A 21,977-nucleotide genomic window follows, 5' to 3' on the forward strand; every position below is an offset into this window, starting at 1 on the left:
AGTCGCGACTAATACTTTAACAAATAGGCGTTCGACTGCATTCCCTCGGGCGACGTCAACGCGTTAATTACACGGCGGGAGGCGTATGAATTATTAATCGCTCTACAACGCTCACATCCTGATCGGCGTTGGTGCAGGGATCAGCAACAGTGCGAAATTTGGTCTTTGATGGCCTTACTTATTTGCTTTCTCCTGTCAAGGCTTGGCGACGAACGGATTTCGCGCGTCCGCAAGCAAGCATTCGGTTCAAAATGGCGACGCCGCTTGCAGCCTCTGTCTGTTGAGAAAGGAATGACCGCGCACGCAAACGCGGTCCAATTATACGTTTGTATCGACCCATCGCCGTTTCGATCAACGCCCGTTTACCATAGCCAGTGGACGTCTGCCATTTCAGCCGACCATCAATCCGGATGGATGCGATGTGGATCTCTCTCTGGCAGGACGGCTGGGCGCTGGGCCGCGCAACAGCGTTTGAGCGCGGTGGGATGACGACCCTTCGCGCCTGCGCTGTGACGCAGAACAGCGTCGTAGGTGGGAGTGCCTTCGTAGGCTCCATCGGCGATGAATTGGCCGCTCCCATCATCGATCTTATCAAGCAATGGCTCCAGCTGCGAGGCATCGCCGGTTTCCTGATCTGTCAGGCCATGGATAATGATCTCGCCACTGTCGGCGTCAACCGCCAAGTGCAGTTTGCGCCAGCCACGCCGGGACTTTGCCCCATGCTATTCTTCCAGCCATTGGCCCGCGCCATAGACCTTGAGCCCGGTACTGTCCACAAGCACGTGAAGGGGGCTAATGTATCCCTCCGCCGAAGGCCGTCTGCCGTGATTTGCTGATTGGCTTTAAGTCCATGCCTTATGTCATGCGCTACAATCATATCACCCATTGAGGTCTTGTCCGCCGATGATCTTGGTCGCCGGCGGGATTGGTCGGACGAAGAGAAGGTCCGGATCGTCGAGGAGAGCCTGCAGGGTTTTCGGCAGGGTTCAGTGACAGCACGGCGCTATGGATTGTCGCGATCGTTGCTGACAGCCTGGCGTCGTCAATATCGGAGCGGGCTTTTGAACGTTTCCGCGTCAACGGGCTTCGTACCGCTTTCGATTTCGCCGCCGGGGGCATCTTCCGAGATGAACTCACCGCCGCGGTCTGAAGACGACAAGACGATCGAGATCGGCCTGCCGAACGGCCGGCGGCTGACGATCCCGGCCTCGCTTGATCCGACCATTCTTGCCCGACTGCTACCGATCCTGGATGCGTCATGATCGCTTTTCCAGCCGGGGTGAAGGTGTGGATCGCGGGTGGCGTGACGGACATGCGTTGCGGCATGAACAGCCTGGCGCTGAAGGTGCAGGAAGGCCTTGGCCGCGATCCTCATGGCGGTGAGGTCTTCTGCTTTCGCGGCCGCAAGGGTGACCTGATCAAGGTCCTGTGGCACGACGGCGTCGGAATGTCGCTTTATATAAAGCGCCTTGAGGCTGGCAAGTTCATCTGGCCGGTCAGCCATAACGGCTCTGCCGTGCCAGTGTCGACGGCGCAGTTGGGCTACCTCCTGGAAGGGATCGATTGGCGTAATCCGCGTTGGACGCAACGCCCTTCCAAGGCAGGTTGATCGCCTCTATTTGCGCTGTTTTTGTTGGGCTTTCGGCATTTTTCATGATAGCTTTTGGCCATGGATGACGCTGCTTCGGAGATAGCCAGATTGCGCGCCGCGCTTGCGGCGTCCGAGGCGCGTGCTGCCTCCGCCGAGGCCAATCTCGCGCAGGTGCGCGCCGTCGTGACAACCTCTGAGGCGATGATCCGGCACCTGAAGCTTGAGATCGCAAAAATGCGCCGCGAACAGTACGGACAAAGTTCGGAACGGCGCGCTCGGTTAATCGACCAGATGGAATTGCAGCTCGAGGAACTCGAAGCTGATGCCACCGAAGACGAGATCGCAGCTGACCGCGTGGCAGCGAAGATCACAAATGTCTCCGCCTTCGAACGCCGCCGGCCGGCCCGTAAGCCGTTTCCTGAGCACCTGCCACGTGAGCGCATGATCATCGAAGCTCCGTCGACCTGCACCTGCTGCGGCTCGACCAGGATCGTGAAGATGGGCGAAGACATCACTGAGACGCTGGAGGCGATCCCGCGGCAGTGGAAAGTGATCCAGACGGTGCGAGAGAAGTTCACCTGCCGGGATTGCGAGAAGATCAGCCAGTCACCGGCCCCGTTCCATGCGACACCGCGGGGATGGGCAGGTCCCAACTTGCTCGCCACGATCCTGTTCGAGAAGTTCGGCCAGCATCAGCCATTGAATCGCCAAGCCGAGCGCTACGCCAAGGAAGGCGTCGATCTCAGCCTCTCCACGTTGGCCGACCAGGTCGGAGCCTGCGCGACCGCCCTGCAGCCGATCCATGACCTGATCCGCGCCCATGTACTGGCAGCCGAACGGCTGCATGGTGACGACACCACCGTGCCGCTCCTGGCCAGGGGCGCAACACGGCAGGCAAGGTTATGGACCTACGTGCGCGATGATCGTCCGTTTGCGGGCGGCGCACCGCCCGCAGCGCTCTTCTACTTCTCACCCGATCGCGAGAAGACCCATCCCAATCGGCATCTCGCCGGGTGGCATGGCATCCTGCAAGCCGATGCCTACGGAGGCTATAACGATCTCTATCGTGCCGATCGAAGTCCGGGGCCGGTCAGGAGTGCACTTTGTTGGAGCCATGCGCGGCGCAAGTTCTTCGAACTGGCAGATATCGCCGGCAACGTACGCAAGGGCAAGCCAGCCCATGAGATATCGCCTGTCGCGCTTGAAGCCGTTGCCCGCATTGACGCGCTCTTCGACATCGAGCGCGGCATAAACGGCATGTCCGTCGAGGAACGGCTTGCCGCTCGGCAGGAGCATGCTCGCCCACGCGTCGAGGATTTGTACGACTGGCTCAGAGCGCAACACGCTCAGATGTCGAAGCACAATCCCGTCGCCAAGGCGATCAACTACATGTTCGATAAGGAGGGACGCTGGGAGGCCTTCACCCGGTTCCTCGATGACGGCAGGCTATGTCTGACCAACAATGCGGCCGAGCGGGCCCTGCGCGGGATTGCTCTCGGAAGAAAGTCCTGGCTATTCGCCGGCTCCCAGCGAGGAGGCGAGCGTGCCGCCTTCATGTATTCTCTGATCGTCACCGCCAAGATGAACGACATCGATCCGCAGGCCTGGCTGGCGGACGTACTCGCTCGCATGCCTGGCATCCCCGTATCAAGGCTGCCGGAACTGTTGCCATGGAACTGGTCTTCCGCAGGCCATGTCCGTCAGAAAGCAGCCTGATGGCGCGCCCGACGCATGTCTACACGATCGACTATGTCGCCTCGCTGATCGGCGAGAACATTGAACTCATCCAGCAAGTCGCCAGCAACTCCGACAACATCGACTACGGCGAGATGATCCACACCCACGATGGAAGCGAAGAGGGCATCACGACCTTCACCGAACGCGGGATCGAAAGCTTGCAGGAATTCCTCGCCGATATCCGCACCTGGGATGGTGGTATCCGCCAATTCCTCATCGACGAGCAATGCGATCAGGGAAAGATCGAACGCATCATGGCAGACGAGCCGAAATCATAACCCCTGCGGCCCTCGCCGGATGGATACGGGCTAATTGCCACAGACTTGTGGTCGTTGCTTCTGGCCGATGGCTTCCAGGTACTGGCCCTCCTGCTCAGCGTGGTGTGATCGGGCACAGCCAAGTCCAGCGCCATCATTTCTAAACAGAGTTCAAAAAACCCTCGCTCTGGCGCAACCGCAACCCAAACACCATTCCCAGCATGAGCGTGGTTTCGATCGCCAGATCAGTATAGCGCGGCTGGCCACAACGCGTCTTGCGACGTGGCACTGCCCAGCCCGCCAGCGCTTCCGGCGTTATCCAAAGAGTCAAACTGCCCGGCGGCGAAGACACGCTTCATACTCTGCCCAGTTCGTCACTTTGAACTTCATCTTACCGATATGATGGCGGTGCGCGGCGTTATCTTTGTGCGGCATGTTGGATCAATCAACCTAGTTTCGATCCTGGCCGCATAGATGCAAAACATTGACATCTGGTCCGTGCACCAATTCCGGTCTTAACCTGTTCGATCGCGTTTGCGCGCTCGGTCATTCCTTTCTCAACAGAAAGAGGCTGCAATCGGCGTCACCATTCTTAACCGAATGCTTGCCTGTGGACGCCCGAAATCTGTTCGTTGCAAGATACCGACGATAGCAATGAAATAAGCGGCCTATCAAAGACCGAATTCCGCTCAAATGATAATCCACGCGCCAACGCCTCCACAATAGTGAATGAAGCCCAGGAAGGCGAAGGTCTCGGCTTTTCGCGCGCCACGTCGCTGCCGACTCAAAGCCGCGAACCGGCCAAACTCGATCAGCCGCGTCTTGCGTTCGTGAAGCGCCACGCTAAACTGCCTAATCGCTCCTTGAAGAGCGAGAAGCACTTCTTCCGCATCATCCTTGTTGTCGAAGCCAATAACGAAATCGTCGGCATTGCGCACGATCACAATTCGGCCGCGTACATAGCGTCGACGCCATTGATGAACTCACAGATCGAGCATGTAGTGCAGAAAGATGTTGGCGAGGAGCGGGCTAATGCCAGCTCCTCGCCTGGTATCCGCGTAATTTCCCCACGAGTCTCCATCATCGAAAAGCGCTGCGTCCCCGTTGAAAAAACAGCCCCTGCTTGCAGCCGGCTGTACCGAGGCCAAGCAAGAGGAACGCTTTCAATCAAGTATAGCGACTGCTCGTGTCCATCCTGCCGATGCCGCCCGGATTTTTACCGGGAAGCAGGCGATGATGAATCCCGTCGCAGGCAGCTTTTCAAGATTGTGAAGCTTTTCGAGATGGCAGTAACCTATTTCGCGCCCGGCCTTGTGCCCCTCCCAAATTAGGTTTGCGTCGCCACTCTCGGAGTATCGTCCCGCCGTTTGGACGAACGGCGCGTCCCAACTCCAGGCGTCGGTACCCGTCACGCGTACACCGCGCTTTGTCAGATAGAGCGTCGCCTCGCGCCCCATCCCACAGCCTGATGCGACGTAGTCAACATGTCCGAAGCGTTCGCCCGCCCGCGTGTTTACAACGACGGTATCCAGCGGCGAGATAACATGGCCGATACGCTCCAGTTCGGCCTCAACGTCAGCAGCTGATGCCACGTATCCGTCAGGGAAATGCCGAAAGTCGAGTTTGACACCGGCTTGAAAGCACCACTCTAAGGGAACCTCGTCTATCGTGATAGCGCGGTGCCCCCCGTCCATCGTAGACGCGTAGTGATAAGGTGCATCAAGATGGGTGCCGTTATGCGTCATGAGATTTACCCGCTCTATGGCCCACGCTTCCCCATCTGGAAGGTCGCCAGCCGTAAGCCCCGGGAAAAATTCGAGCAATCCCGGCAGCGCTGCCTTGTGGTCAATGTACTCGATACTTGGTCCATACCCAGGGGGATCGGACATCACATCGTTTTCTAGGCAGACCGAGAGGTCAACTATTTTCCGTTTCATACGCCAATCTCCACTATCGCTAATTAACTTGCAATTGCAGCATCTTCCGCCGACAGTTCCTTTCCGCGGCACTTCGCTCGACATGCGTCGCTTGCGTGATACCGACCGGCACCCGCGTTTCTTCCTGGTCGAACTCACGACCGGTAGCGCCTGGGCTTTATGGATTGCCGACAGTGGCGGTATCACAGGGTGATGGCATCCCCGGGAATAACACAGTCGCTGAGTTGCTGTCTGATCTAGCTCTGGCCCAAGGGATCGGCGCCGATGAAGACGATCTCTTGCCGACGATCTCCTCAACTGTATCAAGAGAACATTCCATCGCCTTCCTCTCGCCACATCGCCTGGCCAGCGGTTGCGCGGCACTGCCGACCGCCACAAGCCCATTCTCGAAGTTCACACCATCGCGGCCGCTTGGCTGATTTTCCGACATGCTTCAGTTGCACCGCAAACCAGAAAATTCTTTTCCAACAACCACACCACGGGCCATCAAGAATAGCCTGGAACTTGATCGGATTGAAAGTGCGCTTTTCGCGGTCGAGAAACGATCGGATGCCATATTCGTCGCTCTTCGTAGTATTGTCCTTTGAGCTACTTTAAACCAAAGCTTAGGGCCTTTCGTTCTGTCCATATCGAATAAGCCCTAAAATCGGTGCCTTATCAATCTTCAATGTCTTTGACGATTACAGCAATGCGAACCCCAGGTTCAAAGAATTTATTGAGAAGGACGGCTTCCGGCGCCGGCGGACTGTTCGGGAAGGCAGTTCTGGCTGGTTTTCATGAACGAGGCATGCCTACGGACCTACCAAGTGCTCTTGACGAGAGACGGACATACGGCGCCGCAAACATCCTGGCATGTTGCGCTGGAGACCGGCTTGACGATCTTCCGCCCATCTTGTTCATTCAGGGAATGTTCAAAGCCGCAAATGCTGTCCAAATCAGAGTTTCCATCGATAAGATCGAACCAGACGTCTGGCGCCGGCTGGTCCTGCCGGTCCAATGGAACCTAGAGCATCTGCATCTTGGAATTCAGGCTGCATTCAACTGGTGGAATTATCATCTCTATGAGTTCCGGATCGGTGGTCTGCGATATGGGGAAGTCGAGACCCTGACGGAGGATGCCACCGACGACGATCCTCGGGTCTTCGATCAGAGAGAGGTCCGTTTGCTGGACTTCGAGCAAGGTTCCGTGTTCAGCTACCATTATGATTTCGGGGACGACTGGCAGCACACCGTCGTGGTTGAAGAGTTCTTGACGCTCACCGCTACGCCGAAGCACGGGAGCTGTGTCGCAGGCGCAAGGGCGCGACCACCGGAGGATGTCGGCGGCGTGTCGGGACATGAGCGGTTCCTGGAGATCATCGCCGACCGGGAAGACCCGGAGTATGACGAAACCATCCGTTGGTGCGGTGGCTACTTCGATCCGGAATGGTTTGACCTTTCGAGTACCGACAAGGATCTGCGCAATGCACTGCGATCAAATGTCAAACGGCGTCTGTATCAACCGAAACCGAAAGCCAATCCAAAGAAATGAGTTGGCAGGGTGCGAGATGACCGCCTTGATGGGATACGAACCAACGTCCCGCAGCGTGGATCACCTAAGTATTGGAGAATTGCCTCTGTATGGTGCGGAGACAAAGCAAGTGCTGAACGAGCTCTAATACGTTAGCGGACTGGCGCCCATCCCGCCTACGGGCGGCACAGGCTCTTCGGCCGGCACAGAGCTGGCAATCATCGCGATCAGCTCTTGAAGAACGCGAGCAAATCCGCATTTATCAGGTCCGGATTGGTGGCAAACATTCCATGTGGCAGAGCAGGATATGTCTTGAGCGTGCCCATTTTCAAAAGCTTCACCGCCTTCAGAGCAGTGTTGGCGATCGGAACGATCTGGTCATCTTCGCCATGCATCACCAGAACCGGAACATCGATCTTCTTGAGATCTGCTGTGAAGTCTGTTTCAGAGAAGGCCTTGATGCAGTCATACTGCGCCTTGATGTCACCCATCATGGCCTGGCGCCACCAATCCTGCTTGGTGCCCTCGGAAACCTTCGCACCCGGCCGATTATAGCCATAGAATGGGCCTGCGGACAGATCAGCGTAGAGCTGGGCACGGTTGCTGGCAACGCCGTTGCGAAAGCCGTCGAACACCTCGATCGGAATGCCATCCGGATTGTTCTGCGACTTCACCATCACTGGCGGGATCGCACTGATGGTAACGGCCTTGGAAACGACACCGCCGCCGCCATGCTTGGCGACATAGCGAATGACCTCACCGCCGCCGGTGGAGTGACCAACATGGATTGCGGCCCTCAGGCTAAGATGCTTGACCAGAGCCGCGCAATCATCTGCATAGGTTTCCATGTCGTTTCTGACTGCCGAAGGGCTGGAGCGACCATGGCCGCGGCGATCGTAGGCAATGACCCGAAAGCCCTCTGCCAGGAAAAACATCATCTGAGGATCCCAGTCGTCCGCACTCAGCGGCCAGCCATGATGAAACACGATCGGCTGGCCCGTACCCCAGTCCTTGTAGAAAATTTCCGTACCGTCGGTAACGGTGAAGGTACCCATGTTCTTATGCCCTAAATTGTCATTGGTATTTGGTTGGCTTTTCGCCAATGCCGAGAAAGGCAGGACGGCGACTGCAGTGGTGACCGCAGCCATTCCGGCCAGGACTTCGCGACGCGTATGTCCGACGTCAATTGGTTTGTCTGTCCCAGACATGCTGGTCTCCCTTTAGGCTTGTCGCGGCTATAGGCTGGACCATGCGGTCCCTGTTCGTTGCAGTGGCGGCAAGCTGCCAACCAGCGTGTGTTCGTCGTTTAGAAATGTTCCTCGACGAGTTCCTCGCTTTTTGCCCAGAGACGCTTGGCACTGTCCTGGTCGAGTGCGTATGAGCGCACGCCCTCGTCAAAGCCGCCCTCGTCGGCAACATCGGCGACACTGCAATTCTCGCAGTACCGACCGCCAACGAGATCACCATCGGCGACGACCGCTGCCCAGACCGATGTCGCGGCGCCCTGCTCGATCGTCTTGTATTCGAGCGGCGGCGCGCCTGCTGCTTCGCTCGCCTCCTTGAGTTGGGCAACGATGGCCTCCAATTGCTCTGGTGTCATATGGCGGATAAGCCCGGTGCTGATCACGCCAGGCATGACCGCAGCGGCGCGGATGCCACGACCACGATGCCGCCTGTCGAACTCGACGGCAAACAGTGAATTGGCGGTCTTCGAACGTGCGTACGCAACCCACGGATCGTATGCGCTTCGTTCGAAATTGGGGTCGTCCAGATTGATGTCAGCCATGCGATGGCCGGCCGATGACAGGACGACCAGGCGGCCGTTGTCGGCGATCATTGGCGCAACACGGTTGACGAGCAGGAAATGTCCAAGATGGTTGGTTCCGAACTGCGTCTCAAACCCATCTGCCGTGCGGCCCAACGGCGTTGCCATGACACCGGCATTGGCAATGACGATATCGAAGGTCTTTGAGTCCTCCAACAGCCTGTCGCTGCAGGCGCGGATGCTGGCAAGCGACGTGAGGTCGAGTTCGACCAGCTCGAAGCTTCCTCCTCCGTCCACGGCTGCCTGCCGAACGCCCTCGGTCGCTAGACGTGCCTTAGCGAGATCGCGCGCCGCTCCCACGACCTGCGCCCCATGGGAGACCAGCGCACGAGCGGTCTCGACGCCAAGCCCGGATGAGACACCGGTGACAAGGACACGCTTGCCCGTCAGATCCAGGCCAGACAGCACGTTCCCAGTGGTAGAATGCTTTCCAAAGATTCTCATGATCCCCTCCTTTTCGAATGCACGGCCGTGGCAGGTCAGCTCTTGTGAACGACTTCGAAGGAATAGCCGTCGGGATCGACCACGTCGGCTGCGTAATAGCCGGGATAGTACTCCAGTCGTGCACGTGGGGAGATGTTGTTCTTGGCGCCTGCCGCGATGGCGGCCTCGTAGAACGTGTCGACGAGTGCATTGCTGCCGGCCTTGAAGCCCCAGTGGATCGCGTCAGGGTTGAGAGTTCCCTGCTTCAGCCAAAAGATGGCACTCTGGCCGTCGCCAAAACCCCAGAGATCCGGATGGCCGTTTTCGCCTTTGAACGGCATGAAGAACTTGATGTCCAACGGCTTGAGTGCCGCTTCGTAGAACGCGAGCGATGTTTTGATGTCGCTGACGGTCAAGATGATGTGGTCGAGCATGGGGATGTCCTGTCCTTTGGTATTCATGTGTGAAACGCCGCCTCATCCCGGAAAGGGGACGACCGCGAAGCTGGTTGTCTTTCCCCGCGATTTGCACTAACGTTTCGTAAGCAAGTTCTACGTTGTCAGTGGAAACTCCGCAAGAACGCACGTCAATGTTGGGAACTAACAGCGAGGTAAGTATGCGTAAAAGCACCGCAAAAATTCAGCTTGAGCCCGGTCTTCTGTGCCGCAACGAAGATCCGATCGCCTTCCGTGAACTACTGACCAAGGTGGGTGACAAGTGGAGTATCTTCACAATGCTTGCACTTTCCATGCTTCCCGGCGAGCGCGCTCGGTTCTCGGAACTCAAGAGATCCATTCCGACAATATCCGAGAGAATGCTGGCATTGACGCTGCGCAACCTGGAGCGCGATGGGCTGGTGACGAGGGAGCTTTTTCCCGAGGTTCCGCCACGGGTAGAGTATGAACTCACCGCCATGGGCAAGAGCTTGTTGCCAGCATTGCAAGGCTTGGTGGACTGGGTTGCCGCGTATTCGGACAAGGTGAAAGTCGCCCGGAACGTCTTTGATTCCAAGTGATCGCGACGAACATTGCTATCCCCTGCTCATCGGCACACCAGCCTGGAAATCACAGCGGCCCAACGTCCTCTAGAGGAAACCGAAATGCAGATGATTCCGAGAGATCCCAGCGATGGCATCTATCCGACGACAGATTACGTGCACGCGATGGAAGTCAGCGGCGCGGCACGATTCCTCTTTCTCAGCGGCACTATGGGGCTTGATACCGATGGCAATGCTCCACCCGGCCTGGAGGAGTAGTTAGAGCTGGTCTGGTCCAATATCCGGCGGATCCTCGCGGAAGCAAACATGACAACGGACAATATCGTGCGCCTGACCAGCTATCTTCGCGATGCTTCGTATTCGACTGCAAATCAGAATGCCCGCATCAAGGCATTGGGTGATCGGCGCATCCCGACCACCGCAGTCGTGGCTGGCACGCTCTTATCGGATTGGCTGGTTGAGATTGAAGTGATCGCCGCCGCGTGACGGCGAATGTGATCGGACGCCTTGAACGGAATCGAACCATTGCCGCCTCGGGCAAGAAAGAGAACAACCTGTCTTTCTCTATGGGTCGTTTCACACCTAGATCCATTGCTTGATCGGGGTCATTCGTGAAGGACTTTGACATCACCGTACCATCAAATGCCTAAGCTCCTCCGACAGCGGAGCGTCAACTGACAAATCCTTTCGAATCAGGCCATGACTCCATCGTTTGTAGGAGCGTGGCGCATGCCATGGGGGACAGTCGACAATGGGATACCAGCAGACGCCGACAACTAGCACTCCATGGAATGTGGCTATGTTGACCTGATCCAACACATGGCGCAACCAGCTTCCCTTATGCAGGCCGGGATGCCGCCGATGATGAACGGGATGCCCATCATGCCAGCTTGTCTCGGATACCATGATCGGCTTGCGATAGCGACGCCATGTTTTCATCAGGACCTTCGCCAAGGCTGTCCGAGCGGTATGCGGATAATAGTTGACGCCCACGACGTCGACGCCGACAGCCGCCATGATGGCGTCCGTTGCCTCGAACTGTCGGTCACCCACTCCGGTGATAGGATCATTGGTCAGGATACCAACATCCGGATGATGATCGCGGGCGACACGGGCCATTGTAACCGCCATCTCGATTGCTTCATGCTTGGGCATTTTCGCGATAGCGGGGTAAAGCGATGGTTCGTTGACCGGGCAGAGCCAAAGTTTCTCCGGACCATTAATTGCAAGTGCCTTTTCGGACGCAAGCCTTGCACAGCGGATTGGGTCTTCGTTTCGATGATAATGCGACAGATCCCATATCACTTCTAAGCCTGCGTCTTTCGCCGCCAAAAGCCGCTCGCGCACGCTGTGACCTGGAACGAGGCCGTCGCGGACCGTCAATAAGCCATGATCGCGAACAATGCGATAGTGCTCAGCCATCCTCGTCTGAGCGGCGTGCTTCGTCGTTACCAACAGATCATGATGGCCACCGTGGACGAGGCCACATGAAAAGACGCTCCCGGATCTCGTGCTCACAGACGTCATGATGCCTGAGCTGGATGGGTTTCGTCTACTGGCCGCACTGAGATCGAACAAGCGGACCGCCGACTTGCCGGTCATCCTCCTGTCTGCTCGCGCGGGCGAGGAAGCCCGCATCGAGGGGCTCGGCGCGAGAGCGGACGATTATATCGTCAAACCGTTTTCCGCGACCGAGTTGGTCGCCCGGGTCGGAAGCACTCTGCGTCTCGAGGAGCAACGAAGCCGCTCGTCCAGGAATGAGCGCGCCACGTTGCGGCTGACCGAAGCCAGGCTTAGGGTCGCACTGCAAGCTGGACGGCTTGGCGCCTGGGAGCTTCATGTCGAAAGTGGCGAGGTGAAACGCTCCTCACTCCATGACACGGTGTTCGGATATGACGAGCCGCGCGCGACTTGGACATATCAAGATTTCATGGATCACGTCCTTCCCGAGGACAAGGATCGTGTTGATGCAAGTCTTCATGAGGCGATTGCCCAGAAAGGCGTCTGGCATTTCGAGTGCCAGATCCGCAGGGCAGATGGCGAATTGCGTTGGATTGAGGCGCTCGGCGGTCCCGCCCCGGAGACCGATGGCAGCGTCGAAACGATGCTGGGCGTCGTCAGCGACATCAGCGATCGGAAATTGCACGACGAGCGGCAGAAGATGCTGCTCGACGAGTTGAACCATCGGGTCAAGAACACGCTTGCGACCGTGCAATCGATCACGACGCAGACCCAGAAGTCTTCACCAACGCCTGAGGCTTTCGCCCGTGCGCTCGAAGGCCGTGTTCTAGCGCTTTCGCGTGCCCATGAACTGCTGACCGAATCCGCCTGGCAGGGCGCTTCGCTGCAAGACGTCGTTCAGCGATCGATGTCAGCCCAGCGGATAAACGGGGAGCACGTCTCCATCTCCGGGCCGCGTATCCGCCTCGACCCGAATGCCTCGGTATCCCTCAGCATGGCTTTTCACGAACTCAGCGCGAATGCCGTTGAGTTTGGCGCCCTGTCGAATGGCAGTGGGCATGTGGATGTCTCGTGGGCAATGGACGGCGTAAATCCCGGGGTGATCAGCGTCGTCTGGCAGGAGAGTGGCGGCCCGCCGGTGAGTACCCCGTTCGAGCGCGGTTTCGGCTCGGGCCTGCTCGAGCGCGCCCTGCCGCGCGAACTCGGCGGGACGATCAGCCTTGAATTCAATCCTGACGGTCTGCGATGCGTAATGCGCCTCCCGTTGTCGCGGAAACTGGAGACCATGGCTTGATATCGGATCCTACCCTGAATGGTCTACGCGTCCTGGTGGTTGAGGATGAAGCGCTCGTCGCGATGATGGTCGAAGACTTCCTCGCGGATCTCGGGTGCACGGTCGTGGATGTGGCTGCCAACGTCCCTGCCGCCCTGGATGTCGCGAACGACCACGGTGTGACTCTCGACGGAGCGGTCCTGGACGTGAACCTTGGAGGCGAAAAGGTATTTCCAGTCGCCGACGCGCTGCAGATGCGCGGCATTCCGTTCATCTTCGCGACGGGCTACGGTGCAGCGGGCATAGATGAAAGATTCAGCAAAGCTCAGGTCCTGTCCAAGCCCTATGATGTCCGCGCTCTTCAGGCAGCTCTCGTATCTTCGGGGATGCGACGAAATTGATAGTGAGAGTTCAATTTCTCCGCCGTTTAGCGGAAGCCATTGCGCTCTGAATACGTTGGTGCGATTTCGCACTGAATGGGCGCTGGGATGAATAGCGGGCGGGGCACGTTGACGGCCTTTCCCTGTAGAACTACCCTAGATACCAGGGCCAAATCTCAGCGGGGATGCGAGGATGTCACAAGCGGTATCCGAGCAATTGTTCTCGGAGGTTTTTATAACCGATCAGCTGGAACACCGGCGTATCGAACGGGCAGACTTTCTAAAAGAGAAAATCGCGCTTCAGGACCTTGCTTCGCGCATGGTGACGGACCCCGACGCGGTTCTCCCCCGGTTCGTTGAACTGGCGATGCAAATGACCGGTGGCACGTCAGCTGGCCTTAGCATCTTTGACCAGAATGCGTCCGAGTTCAAATGGCTGCACCTTTGCGGCGAACTTGCAGCCTTTGAAGGTGCGTCCACGCCTCGCAACTACAGCCCATGCGGAGTGACCTTGGACGTCCTTGTCCCTGTTCTCTGCCGACATCCAGAATGGGCATACAGTTGGGTAGCCGATGCGCAGATTGCCCTTCCCGAAGTCCTTCTCGTTCCTTTGCTGATTGGCGGAAAAGAAGCCATCGGGACATTGTGGATTGCGTCTGGCGTCGATGAGCACTTCACGTCGGAACATGCCCGCGTCGCGTCCGAGCTCGCCACCTTCGTGGGCATCGCCATGCATGTGAAGCGAGGAGAAGAACGGATCAGGCAGGCGCTTGAAGCCCAGGAAACACTGACGCGGGAAATGAACCACCGCGTGAAGAACCTGTTTGCCCTGACGGAAGGCATGCTTCGTCAAACGCTCCGCGCCTCCGACTCCAAGGAGGAGATGGCCGAAGCTTTGTCGGGCCGTTTGAGAGCACTGTCCAGCGCCTACTCGCTAGTGCTACGCGACAACCTTGCGGAGGAAGGCGACCTGGATTTGCGAACGCTCACCGAAGCGATCCTGAGCCCACATGTTCATGGGGCTTCCGACCAGGTCTTTATTGTCGGCGACCGTCTGATCTGCGCTGAAAGGGCGGCAACGTCCATCGCGCTCATTTTGAACGAATTGGCGACCAATGCTGTGAAGTACGGTGCGCTCGGATCGGACGGCGGGGCCGTTTCAATCACGTGGCGAATTTTGGACGGAAACCTTGAGCTCGACTGGGTCGAATCGAACGGTCCGCTTGTCACCGAACCAATTCGCGTAGGCTTCGGAAACAAGTTGGTAGAGACGACCATCGTCAGGCAGTATCGTGGCAGCTTGCAATATCAGTGGCTGTCGAGCGGGCTGTCGGTGGCAATTACAATCCCCAAATCGACGATCCTGGCGTAGCGACTATGAGACTGGAGGAGGCCTTCCCGGGCAGGCAGATCCATGGTTTTAATGCGATCTGAACCCTTGACCACTCACGCTGTGAGACGTTTTTCAAGCAATATCATGGAGTTGGCGCGTAAAGGTGATTTATGGAACTCCGGTCTTCTGTGGGTCCGAGGTGTCAACCGCAGCCCGGCCGTTACCGCCCGCCACAGTATGGTCGCAACCTACAGTCACGGCGAAGCCGCACTTGAAGTTTGTTTCAACCAGCGAGCCAATATTTATGCTTCTTCTTGCTACGTCCTGCACTCTTGCTAGTGCCGGCACTAGAATTTCCAATGCTATCCTTGGCCTCGCAAGAAGGCCTTAACTCGAGCAGTCCATTGGATCAACTTATTGGTAATTTTAATAAACCTATTGTTCATTTTAGGCATGTAGCATTTACCAAGATATTTCATTTTTAACCGTGCAGATGATGGGCTTTCACCATGCAGAACATCCCGATTATAGGTAAATTCCTGTCAATAATGGCCTTGTTTGGGCTATTTGCGATTGGTGTCGCGGGCTACGCCGCTTTTCAAATTAAGGCAACAGATACCGCTTACAGTAATCTTCTGGATGGCGAAACAGTTGCTGCGCTCTACTCGGCCCGTGCGAACAGAGCGTTACAGGGATCGCGCGCAGCGATCGGAGACTTGTTGATAGCGCGATCGGATGAAACCAACAGTACTGCGACAAAAGAATTCCAGACGCAACATGACAATTTCATCAAGTATATGGACTTGGCCATTGCGGCCCTTCCCTCCTACGCCGACGCTCCTTTGTTGAAGGCGGACAGCCTTGCCCTGATCGACAACGCTTGCGGAAATACTATTGCTCTCGCCAAGAAATCGTCGACGGCAGAAGACATCACGGCGAGCCAAGGGGTATTTCTGAACGAATGCCAGCCAGGTTTCGCAACTTTGGCGCCACGATTTACGAAAATGGTCGACTCCATCTCTGCTATAAGCACTGTAACCAGTGACGGCCTGACTGCATCTTCCAACTACACGGCTGTGCTAACTGTCGTCGGGGTTATCGGCGGACTTCTGGTTGTCCTTGCAATTGGCTTCTTTGCAATCCGGTCGTGGCTAGTGACGCCGATCCGGGGCCTGGCTGAGACGATGGGCACGCTCGCCGGTGGCGATCTGTCTGCAAACGTTGCCGGTACCGAGCGCCGTGACGAAGTTGGAACGATGGCAAAGGCCGTTCAGGTCTTCAAGGACAACGGCCTGCGCAGCCTCCAGATGGAGCAGGAAGCGGCCACCGTCCGCAATACAAGCGAAGCCGAACGTGCGCGCACTGCAGAGGCAGACCAGAAGCGTACGAGCGAGATGGCTCAGGCTACCTCCGGTCTTGGCGAAGGCTTGCAGCATCTCTCCAGCGGCGACCTCACCTTCCAGCTCAACGAACCGTTTGCGGCCGCCTTCGAAGGCCTGCGGTCGGACTTCAACAACACCGTCGAACGTCTCCGCGAGACACTTTCGTCTGTGAGCCTGGCAACCGGCTCAATCGACAGCGGCTCCCGCGAACTGAGCCAGAGCGCCAACGACCTTTCCAAGCGGACCGAGCAGCAGGCTGCGGCCCTTGAAGAAACTGCCGCGGCGCTCGACCAGATCACCACCAACGTCGCCAATTCCTCCAAGCGTGCCGAAGAAGCTCGCTCGGTGGCAATCGAGGCCAATCAGTCGGCCCGTCAATCCGGCGAGGTTGTGTCCAATGCTGTCGATGCCATGCAGCGGATCGAGCAATCCTCAACCCAGATCTCGAACATCATCGGCGTCATCGACGAAATTGCCTTCCAGACAAACCTCCTGGCCCTGAATGCAGGCGTCGAGGCAGCACGCGCCGGAGAGGCCGGCAAGGGTTTTGCCGTTGTCGCGCAGGAAGTGCGTGAACTGGCTCAACGCTCGGCGCAGGCAGCCAAGGAAATCAAGGGGCTGATCCGCAATTCTGCAACCGAAGTCGAAAGCGGCGTCAAACTGGTGACCGCAACAGGCGAGGCCCTCAAGATCATCGAAGGCCAGGTCATTTCCATCAACACCCAACTCGACGCGATCGCAACGTCCTCGCGGGAACAGTCGATCGGACTTGCTGAAGTCAATACGGCTGTCAACCAGATGGATCAGGTCACCCAGCAAAACGCGGCGATGGTCGAAGAGGCCACGGCTGCTAGCGTCTCGCTGGCAGATGAGTCCGACAAGCTTCGCCAGTTGATCAGCCAGTTCCAGCTCGGACGCAGCGCTCCATCCAATGCAGGCACCAAAAACAGAACGACCAGCCATGCTCCAACCCCGATCCACGCCGGGCAAAAGCCTGTCTCCTCGCCGGCTAGACGCATGGTAGGCCAGGTCGCAAAAGCATTCGGTCTCAACACCGCCGCCAAAGCCGAAAGCTGGGAAGAGTTCTGACGCCAGGCGCCACATCGTAGAATACAAGAGAGCGCGGGCGCGCTGTGTACATGCGGCCACGACGAGAGCAATCGTATGCTTGTAGAAAGCTTTGAAGAGACCGAGCTGCTCGCCGGCGAACATCCTTGAAGCCATTCTCGCTACAGGCAGATTAATTTAAGGTGCCCTAGGAAGAGTTATACGTAGGACAAGGCTACCCCCTTCCGACTGTCTTTCCAAGACAAGGCTATGACTATCAAAATTCCGGCCGCCAAGCACTTGGCGGCCGTGTTGTGTTGTCCGATTAGGTGCCCGTTCCAATAGTACCGGTAAGATAGTAGAAAAGTGCGTGCCTGCGCAGGATCATAGAGCAGAGTCAGGCCAACGCCCACGATACAAACCGCCACACACACGCCCAGCCAGATGGCATATAATCTCCTTCGAGGATGGCCTCGTCATTGGTTCCCAGCCTCATAAGCAGATCGGCCTTAAATGTACCGGGTGCGAGCCACCACTCGCAGGTCGGGCTACCGCAGTGTCTATGACGAGACAACGAAGTGAGCGCCGGAAGCCTCTGTATTTATCGACAATGCCTCCATTGGTGTGATGGGTAAATTTCTACAGGATTCGATATCGACCTGTCTCCGAGAGATGTCGGACCATGTCCACTTCACTCATGGGGACGGCATGCTTGTCGAGTTTTGCAGATTTGGAGGAGCCAGGCGTGACCACTTGGTCGCGCGCAGCCTGCTCCGAAAACATGTCAAACTGTTATGCCATTCCTGTTGTCTAAGCCTCGCCGCCAATTTGCTTACTTCAAAACACGACACGATCGGCAGATCAACCTTGTTGGTGGGGTGCGATTTCGGCCAACCTGGTGAGCAAGGTTCACAATCGCGCAGTTTGCGCAGTGACAGCTCCTGGCCCGTTGCGCAGAAGCGTCCTAAACAGAAAAGGGCATACTAGCTTTAGCGGTTCGGGCAAAAATGGGTACTTTTTTGCCCAGCCATTGTTGCATTCTTAATAGGATTGCTCCATATCAATGCTCAACAACACCCGCCACGCCTCGGACGGAACCTCGGTTTCGAAACTGCGCACCCCGGCGGGTTTTTTGTTTTCTGGCGGTTCGAATCCGCCTATGAAATGGTATGAAGTTTGAAAAGCCATCCGTTTCTATTCCCGATCAAATTGCCTTGCTCGAAGCAAGGGGAATGGCCGTCCCGGATCCAGCCTACGCAGCCCATTGCCTCCAGCACATAAGCTACTACCGGCTACGAGCCTACTGGCTTCCGTTCGAGGGTATCCCACAGGCGACTGGCGAACATAGGTTTCGAGATACAACATCCTTCGACGATGTGTTGGAGCTATACATTTTCGATAGGCGCCTTCGACTACTCGTGATGGATGCGATCGAGAGAATCGAAGTGTCTTTGCGAGGCGGTTGGGCGCATCACCTCGCGATGAAATACGGGCCGCACGGCTATCTTGATCCTGGCCTCTATCACCGAGCAGACCGATATGCTCAGGCCTTCTCGAAGCTGATTGAGGATCTGCGTAGGTCGAAGGACACTTTCATCCTCCATTATAAGAATAGATATGACGATCCTGAACACCCGCCGGTCTGGATGACAGCCGAGGTAATATCGTTAGGGCAGTTGTCGATGTGGTACAGCAATCTAAAAAACCGATCCGATAGACAGGCGATTGCAAAAGTTTACGGTTTGGACGAAACGGTTTTGATATCGCTTGCGCATCATCTTACTTACATTCGCAACATCTGTGCCCATCACGGGCGACTCTGGAACAAGCAAGTCACAGTCAAGATGACCGTACCGAAGTCTCCTGCCAGCCTGAAGCTTGCGCTGAATGGAGCTGCGCAGGGTCGTCTCTATAACACCATTGTGGTTCTTGCTTACCTTATGGATATTGTTGCGCCAAAAAACCAATGGCGAGAGCAGGTTGCAGGGCTGATGGAATCTTGCCTACTGGCAGATCAGGCAGCGATGGGCTTCCCTCCAAAATGGAAAAATCTTTCCGCGTGGGCGTAATCGACCGCGATGCCCAAAGGCCGTTTATGGTTGGCCGTTATTCCTCAATGCCTTGCGCTTGAATGGATTCGAACCTGCGGCATCTCATTTAAGCGGAGATAATTTCCTCTTAACGGGCCCGCTCACATGCGCTCGCCTTGATGGAATTCGAACCGACGACGACCTCCGCAGACAGCAATTTATGACGGATTCAACATCCTGGAGCTTACGCAAATCTTTTTAAAGTTGAGACGCTTAGCGTTTCATTCCTCTTGCCATAGCTGCAAGCAGCCAATCGAACTTTCGCCAATGCCTGCCTACAGGCGGGCCTTTTTGGACATTTGTTTGGGAGAGCCGACCGTCATCAAGCCGATATAGCGGCTTCATCCCAACCCCAACGAGAATTTTCATCAGGGATACGAGCTTGTCAAAAGTTGCGCGGACCTAGCTGACCAACGCATCCACCGCTTTGCGAATCCAGTCGAGGCGTCGAGCCGGAACCAGCCCATAATTGTAGAAGTTGATGCCGTCTGCGCCGCTGCTGATTGCCGCGCGGGTCCTGAACGCGAGTGACTCGGCCGAGAGAACCTCGGGATAAAAGACCCGAAGTCCGACACCAAGGTATTTGTCCGGTCCCAGCGCGGTACGCGTTGTTCTCATCAGATCACATATGGCAGCAGGCTCCATAAAATAACAGCAAACTATTGCGCCGTCGCAAACCTTGCCGATCGCGGCCAGATCGACGCCACCGAGCCAGCTGTCTTTCAAGTCGATCAGCACGATCCGCGTTGCCGGATCGGCTGCATCGCGGATCTCGGCCACAAGGCTGGTCACGGGCTCCGTGCGCCAGCAGAGATAGGCGTGAAGGTCTGGCCAGGCGCGGAAGGCATTGACGCCGTCCGTCGGGAAGCCGGGGACCTGGGCTTCCGGCACCTCGCGCTCACACATCTCGGCGACAAAACGCTTCACCGTCTCCCGTGCTCCCTCAACCGCGACGCCGGCCTTTGCCGCCCGCGCCATGCAATGTTCGCAGAAGCAAAGGGAGAGCAGGAAGTCGTCCTCCGGCAGCAGGCCGACGCCGTCTTCTTCGTGATGGTACTCATGCGTGAAACCCATGAAGTTCGGACTTTCGAGTTCCAGCATGTCGGGTTTGTAGGCATACGTAATTTCGGCGACCATGGTGACGACATAGTCGCGGGCCGCCGGGCTCGAAGGGCAGAGATTGTAGTAGTTGGCATTGCCGAAGGCATTGCGCGTCACGTGCTGCGGATGGAGCATTCCGAGCCGGGTGTTGTGCAGGCAGACCGTCCAGCAGGAGACCTTCATGCCACCCTCTTTGCGCGCCGCAGTCAGAGCGGCCAACATGTCGCCTCGCTCAACGACATTGCGTGCCATCAGCGGGCGGATCTCCTTGCTCGCCCAGGTCTCCTCGCTCGGGCGATAGTAAACCGTTCCGTCCTCGGGAAAATAGGCCTTCTGGTCCGGGCTGCGAGGCTGCAGGAACCGTCCGGCGTGATAGGAGGTGGCGAGGCTGACGGTGTTGAGACCGGCGCGGTCGCGCAACTCGGCGCTAGCTTGCGCCAGGCCCTGGTCCTGGAGGTCCCAGGGATAGGTCCACATGGAAAGATGCATGGTTCCGCCTCGTTCTATGAATTGTTGACTGCAGCAGTTCGTGCTGCAGGTTCGTGTTCTTCTGTCACATGTCGATCGGCTCGGCGACCTGTATCAGGCAGTCGCCGGCCTGGCTGTCGCAATGCAGGCGGTGCGAGATGACGATTCCACCTTCTGCGAAATACAGCGGCTCCTCCGCCAGATCCAGACGTTCCATGTCGTGATACCAGCCCGCGACGTCACCGCAGGATACGGTCGTGCCAAGCGCCACTGCCGGCTCGAACCAGCCGCGCCGCTCGGCATAGATGCCTTGGCTATGGCGTGACAGGGATAGTAGCTGCAGCGGGCCCCGTACCGGTAGAGGCGCCATCGAAAGGATCGGCATTTCGACAATCCCGAGAGCAAGAAGCAGGCGGTCAATGGCCGAGGCCGTGAATGCCATGCTCTCCGGTGTTACCGTTCCACCGCCGCCAAACTCGCCAGAAAGTCCGATCGCGCCGGCGCGGCTCGCTGATCCCATCGATGTCGGCGCCGCTGGACCATTGTCGGCAATGAACGCGTAGGAACCGCCCATGGCAGCGAGAAGCGCGGTTGCACGTCGAAAGCGTTCCTCGTCCGCCTGTCGTTCGATCAGCGTGCAGGGCAGATGCGCCATCGAGGTACCGCCCGAGTGAAGATCGAGGACGACGTCGTGGGGCGGAAAGAGCCGCGTCTCCAGAAAATACGCAAGGCGCGCCGTCGGGGTGCCGAGGGGGTCGCCGGGAAAGGCCCGGTTGAGATTGCCACCATCCAAAGGAGAACAGCGCTTTGCGGCCATGACGGCCGGCAGGTTGGCCATCGGCAGGATGGTCACGGCACCACGGATCTTCGACAGCTCAAGCCGACGTATCAGGCGCCCGAGCTGGAACTCCCCCTCATACTCGTCGCCGTGATTGCCCGCCATGAGCAGGATGCTGGGTCCCTCTCCGTTCTTAAGCCGGAGGATCGGAATTCGGATCTGGTAGTATGGCGATCGATCGACCGAATAGGGGATGGCGAGAAAGCCGGTCTGTCGGCCCTCCTGCGAAAAATCGATCGGATTGACGAGGCCACTATGCATTTGATCTCCAGTCTGGCAGCGCTTGCGGCGCGGACGCGCCGCTCGCATTAAAGGTCGATTTCAGTC

General features: G+C 57.4%; 19 protein-coding genes and 4 pseudogenes. 13 read left to right on the forward strand and 10 right to left on the reverse strand.

Translation table 11 applies throughout. The annotated features are described in order from the left end of the window. Positions 1–178: 178 nt before the first annotated feature. Positions 179–791, reverse strand: a pseudogene (locus tag PR017_RS19285) (IS5 family transposase); the annotation flags it as partial. Positions 792–893: 102 nt separating this feature from the next. Here PR017_RS19285 and tnpA point away from each other — a divergent pair. The 4 genes from tnpA to PR017_RS19305 are packed head-to-tail and all read left to right on the forward strand — an operon-like array spanning position 894 to position 3,606. Next, on the forward strand, positions 894–1,262 hold the full coding sequence (gene tnpA / locus PR017_RS19290) for an IS66-like element accessory protein TnpA (protein WP_279619540.1): 369 nt from the start codon (positions 894–896) through the stop codon (positions 1,260–1,262). Then, positions 1,259–1,609: an IS66 family insertion sequence element accessory protein TnpB gene (gene tnpB, locus PR017_RS19295; protein WP_111222041.1), complete on the forward strand. Its 351-nt coding sequence runs from the start codon at positions 1,259–1,261 to the stop codon at positions 1,607–1,609. Before tnpA ends, tnpB begins: the two co-directional genes overlap by 4 nt. Before the next feature lie 60 nt (positions 1,610–1,669). Then, entirely contained in the window at positions 1,670–3,307 is a 1,638-nt protein-coding gene (gene tnpC, locus PR017_RS19300; RefSeq protein WP_111222040.1) for an IS66 family transposase, read from the forward strand. Then, positions 3,307–3,606, forward strand: a complete 300-nt coding sequence (locus tag PR017_RS19305; RefSeq protein WP_111222039.1) for a hypothetical protein — start codon at positions 3,307–3,309, stop codon at positions 3,604–3,606. The genes tnpC and PR017_RS19305 overlap by 1 nt, the downstream gene beginning before the upstream one ends. A 26-nt stretch (positions 3,607–3,632) precedes the next feature. Here PR017_RS19305 and PR017_RS19310 read toward each other — a convergent pair. Further along, positions 3,633–4,020, reverse strand: a pseudogene (locus PR017_RS19310) (transposase); the annotation flags it as partial. A 96-nt stretch (positions 4,021–4,116) separates the two neighbouring features. Here PR017_RS19310 and PR017_RS28480 point away from each other — a divergent pair. Then, positions 4,117–4,248 (forward strand): annotated as a pseudogene (locus tag PR017_RS28480) (IS5/IS1182 family transposase); the annotation flags it as partial. A gap of 26 nt (positions 4,249–4,274) precedes the next feature. On the opposite strand, the gene PR017_RS19315 reads toward PR017_RS28480, so the two are convergent. Together PR017_RS19315 and PR017_RS19320 are read right to left on the reverse strand one after the other, a co-directional pair. Continuing rightward, positions 4,275–4,523 (reverse strand): hypothetical protein, encoded by a 249-nt coding sequence (locus PR017_RS19315; protein WP_240538855.1) that lies wholly within the window; start codon positions 4,521–4,523, stop codon positions 4,275–4,277. A 225-nt stretch (positions 4,524–4,748) separates the two neighbouring features. Beyond that, positions 4,749–5,522: a cyclase family protein gene (locus PR017_RS19320; RefSeq protein ID WP_111217008.1), complete on the reverse strand. Its 774-nt coding sequence runs from the start codon at positions 5,520–5,522 to the stop codon at positions 4,749–4,751. A gap of 907 nt (positions 5,523–6,429) precedes the next feature. Here PR017_RS19320 and PR017_RS19325 point away from each other — a divergent pair. Continuing rightward, the gene (locus PR017_RS19325) at positions 6,430–7,053 is read left to right on the forward strand and encodes a plasmid pRiA4b ORF-3 family protein (RefSeq protein WP_111217012.1); all 624 of its coding nucleotides are present in this window, start codon (positions 6,430–6,432) and stop codon (positions 7,051–7,053) included. A 206-nt stretch (positions 7,054–7,259) separates the two neighbouring features. On the opposite strand, the gene PR017_RS19330 is transcribed toward PR017_RS19325, so the two are convergent. From PR017_RS19330 to PR017_RS19340, 3 genes are all read right to left on the reverse strand, one after another. After that, positions 7,260–8,240, reverse strand: a complete 981-nt coding sequence (locus tag PR017_RS19330) for an alpha/beta fold hydrolase (protein ID WP_111217006.1) — start codon at positions 8,238–8,240, stop codon at positions 7,260–7,262. A 98-nt stretch (positions 8,241–8,338) separates the two neighbouring features. Then, the gene (locus PR017_RS19335) at positions 8,339–9,304 is read right to left on the reverse strand and encodes an SDR family NAD(P)-dependent oxidoreductase (RefSeq protein ID WP_111217004.1); all 966 of its coding nucleotides are present in this window, start codon (positions 9,302–9,304) and stop codon (positions 8,339–8,341) included. A 32-nt stretch (positions 9,305–9,336) separates the two neighbouring features. Further along, complete coding sequence (locus tag PR017_RS19340; protein ID WP_111217002.1) at positions 9,337–9,714, reverse strand: VOC family protein; 378 nt, start codon at positions 9,712–9,714, stop codon at positions 9,337–9,339. Positions 9,715–9,896: 182 nt separating this feature from the next. Between PR017_RS19340 and PR017_RS19345 the strand changes: the two genes are divergently transcribed. Both PR017_RS19345 and PR017_RS19350 read left to right on the forward strand, forming a co-directional pair. Beyond that, positions 9,897–10,295, forward strand: coding sequence for a winged helix-turn-helix transcriptional regulator (locus PR017_RS19345; RefSeq protein ID WP_111217010.1), 399 nt, complete (start codon positions 9,897–9,899; stop codon positions 10,293–10,295). A gap of 84 nt (positions 10,296–10,379) precedes the next feature. Continuing rightward, positions 10,380–10,763 (forward strand): annotated as a pseudogene (locus PR017_RS19350) (RidA family protein). Positions 10,764–10,904: 141 nt separating this feature from the next. On the opposite strand, the gene PR017_RS19355 reads toward PR017_RS19350, so the two are convergent. Next, on the reverse strand, positions 10,905–11,699 hold the full coding sequence (locus PR017_RS19355; RefSeq protein WP_111217000.1) for a glycosyl hydrolase 53 family protein: 795 nt from the start codon (positions 11,697–11,699) through the stop codon (positions 10,905–10,907). Between the two features lie 103 nt (positions 11,700–11,802). Between PR017_RS19355 and PR017_RS28330 the strand changes: the two genes are divergently transcribed. From PR017_RS28330 to PR017_RS19385, 5 genes are all read left to right on the forward strand, one after another. Continuing rightward, the gene (locus PR017_RS28330) at positions 11,803–13,032 is read left to right on the forward strand and encodes a sensor histidine kinase (protein WP_111216997.1); all 1,230 of its coding nucleotides are present in this window, start codon (positions 11,803–11,805) and stop codon (positions 13,030–13,032) included. Next, positions 13,032–13,412: a response regulator gene (locus tag PR017_RS19370; protein WP_240538856.1), complete on the forward strand. Its 381-nt coding sequence runs from the start codon at positions 13,032–13,034 to the stop codon at positions 13,410–13,412. The genes PR017_RS28330 and PR017_RS19370 overlap by 1 nt, the downstream gene beginning before the upstream one ends. Positions 13,413–13,584: 172 nt before the next feature. Beyond that, positions 13,585–14,763, forward strand: a complete 1,179-nt coding sequence (locus tag PR017_RS19375; protein ID WP_111216993.1) for a sensor histidine kinase — start codon at positions 13,585–13,587, stop codon at positions 14,761–14,763. Positions 14,764–15,233: 470 nt separating this feature from the next. Further along, a complete protein-coding gene (locus PR017_RS19380; protein ID WP_279619554.1) occupies positions 15,234–17,195 on the forward strand; it encodes a methyl-accepting chemotaxis protein in 1,962 nt (653 codons plus the stop codon). A 1,127-nt stretch (positions 17,196–18,322) separates the two neighbouring features. Next, entirely contained in the window at positions 18,323–19,222 is a 900-nt protein-coding gene (locus PR017_RS19385) for an Abi family protein (protein ID WP_111219131.1), read from the forward strand. A 423-nt stretch (positions 19,223–19,645) separates the two neighbouring features. Here PR017_RS19385 and PR017_RS19390 read toward each other — a convergent pair whose 3' ends face one another. Beyond that, positions 19,646–20,833, reverse strand: a complete 1,188-nt coding sequence (locus PR017_RS19390) for a glycoside hydrolase family protein (protein ID WP_111219133.1) — start codon at positions 20,831–20,833, stop codon at positions 19,646–19,648. Positions 20,834–20,897: 64 nt separating this feature from the next. Beyond that, positions 20,898–21,911 (reverse strand): succinylglutamate desuccinylase/aspartoacylase family protein, encoded by a 1,014-nt coding sequence (locus PR017_RS19395; RefSeq protein ID WP_111219135.1) that lies wholly within the window; start codon positions 21,909–21,911, stop codon positions 20,898–20,900. Positions 21,912–21,977: the final 66 nt, after the last annotated feature.

Source organism: Rhizobium tumorigenes, from assembly GCF_003240565.2.
Lineage (GTDB): Bacteria > Pseudomonadota > Alphaproteobacteria > Rhizobiales > Rhizobiaceae > Rhizobium > Rhizobium tumorigenes.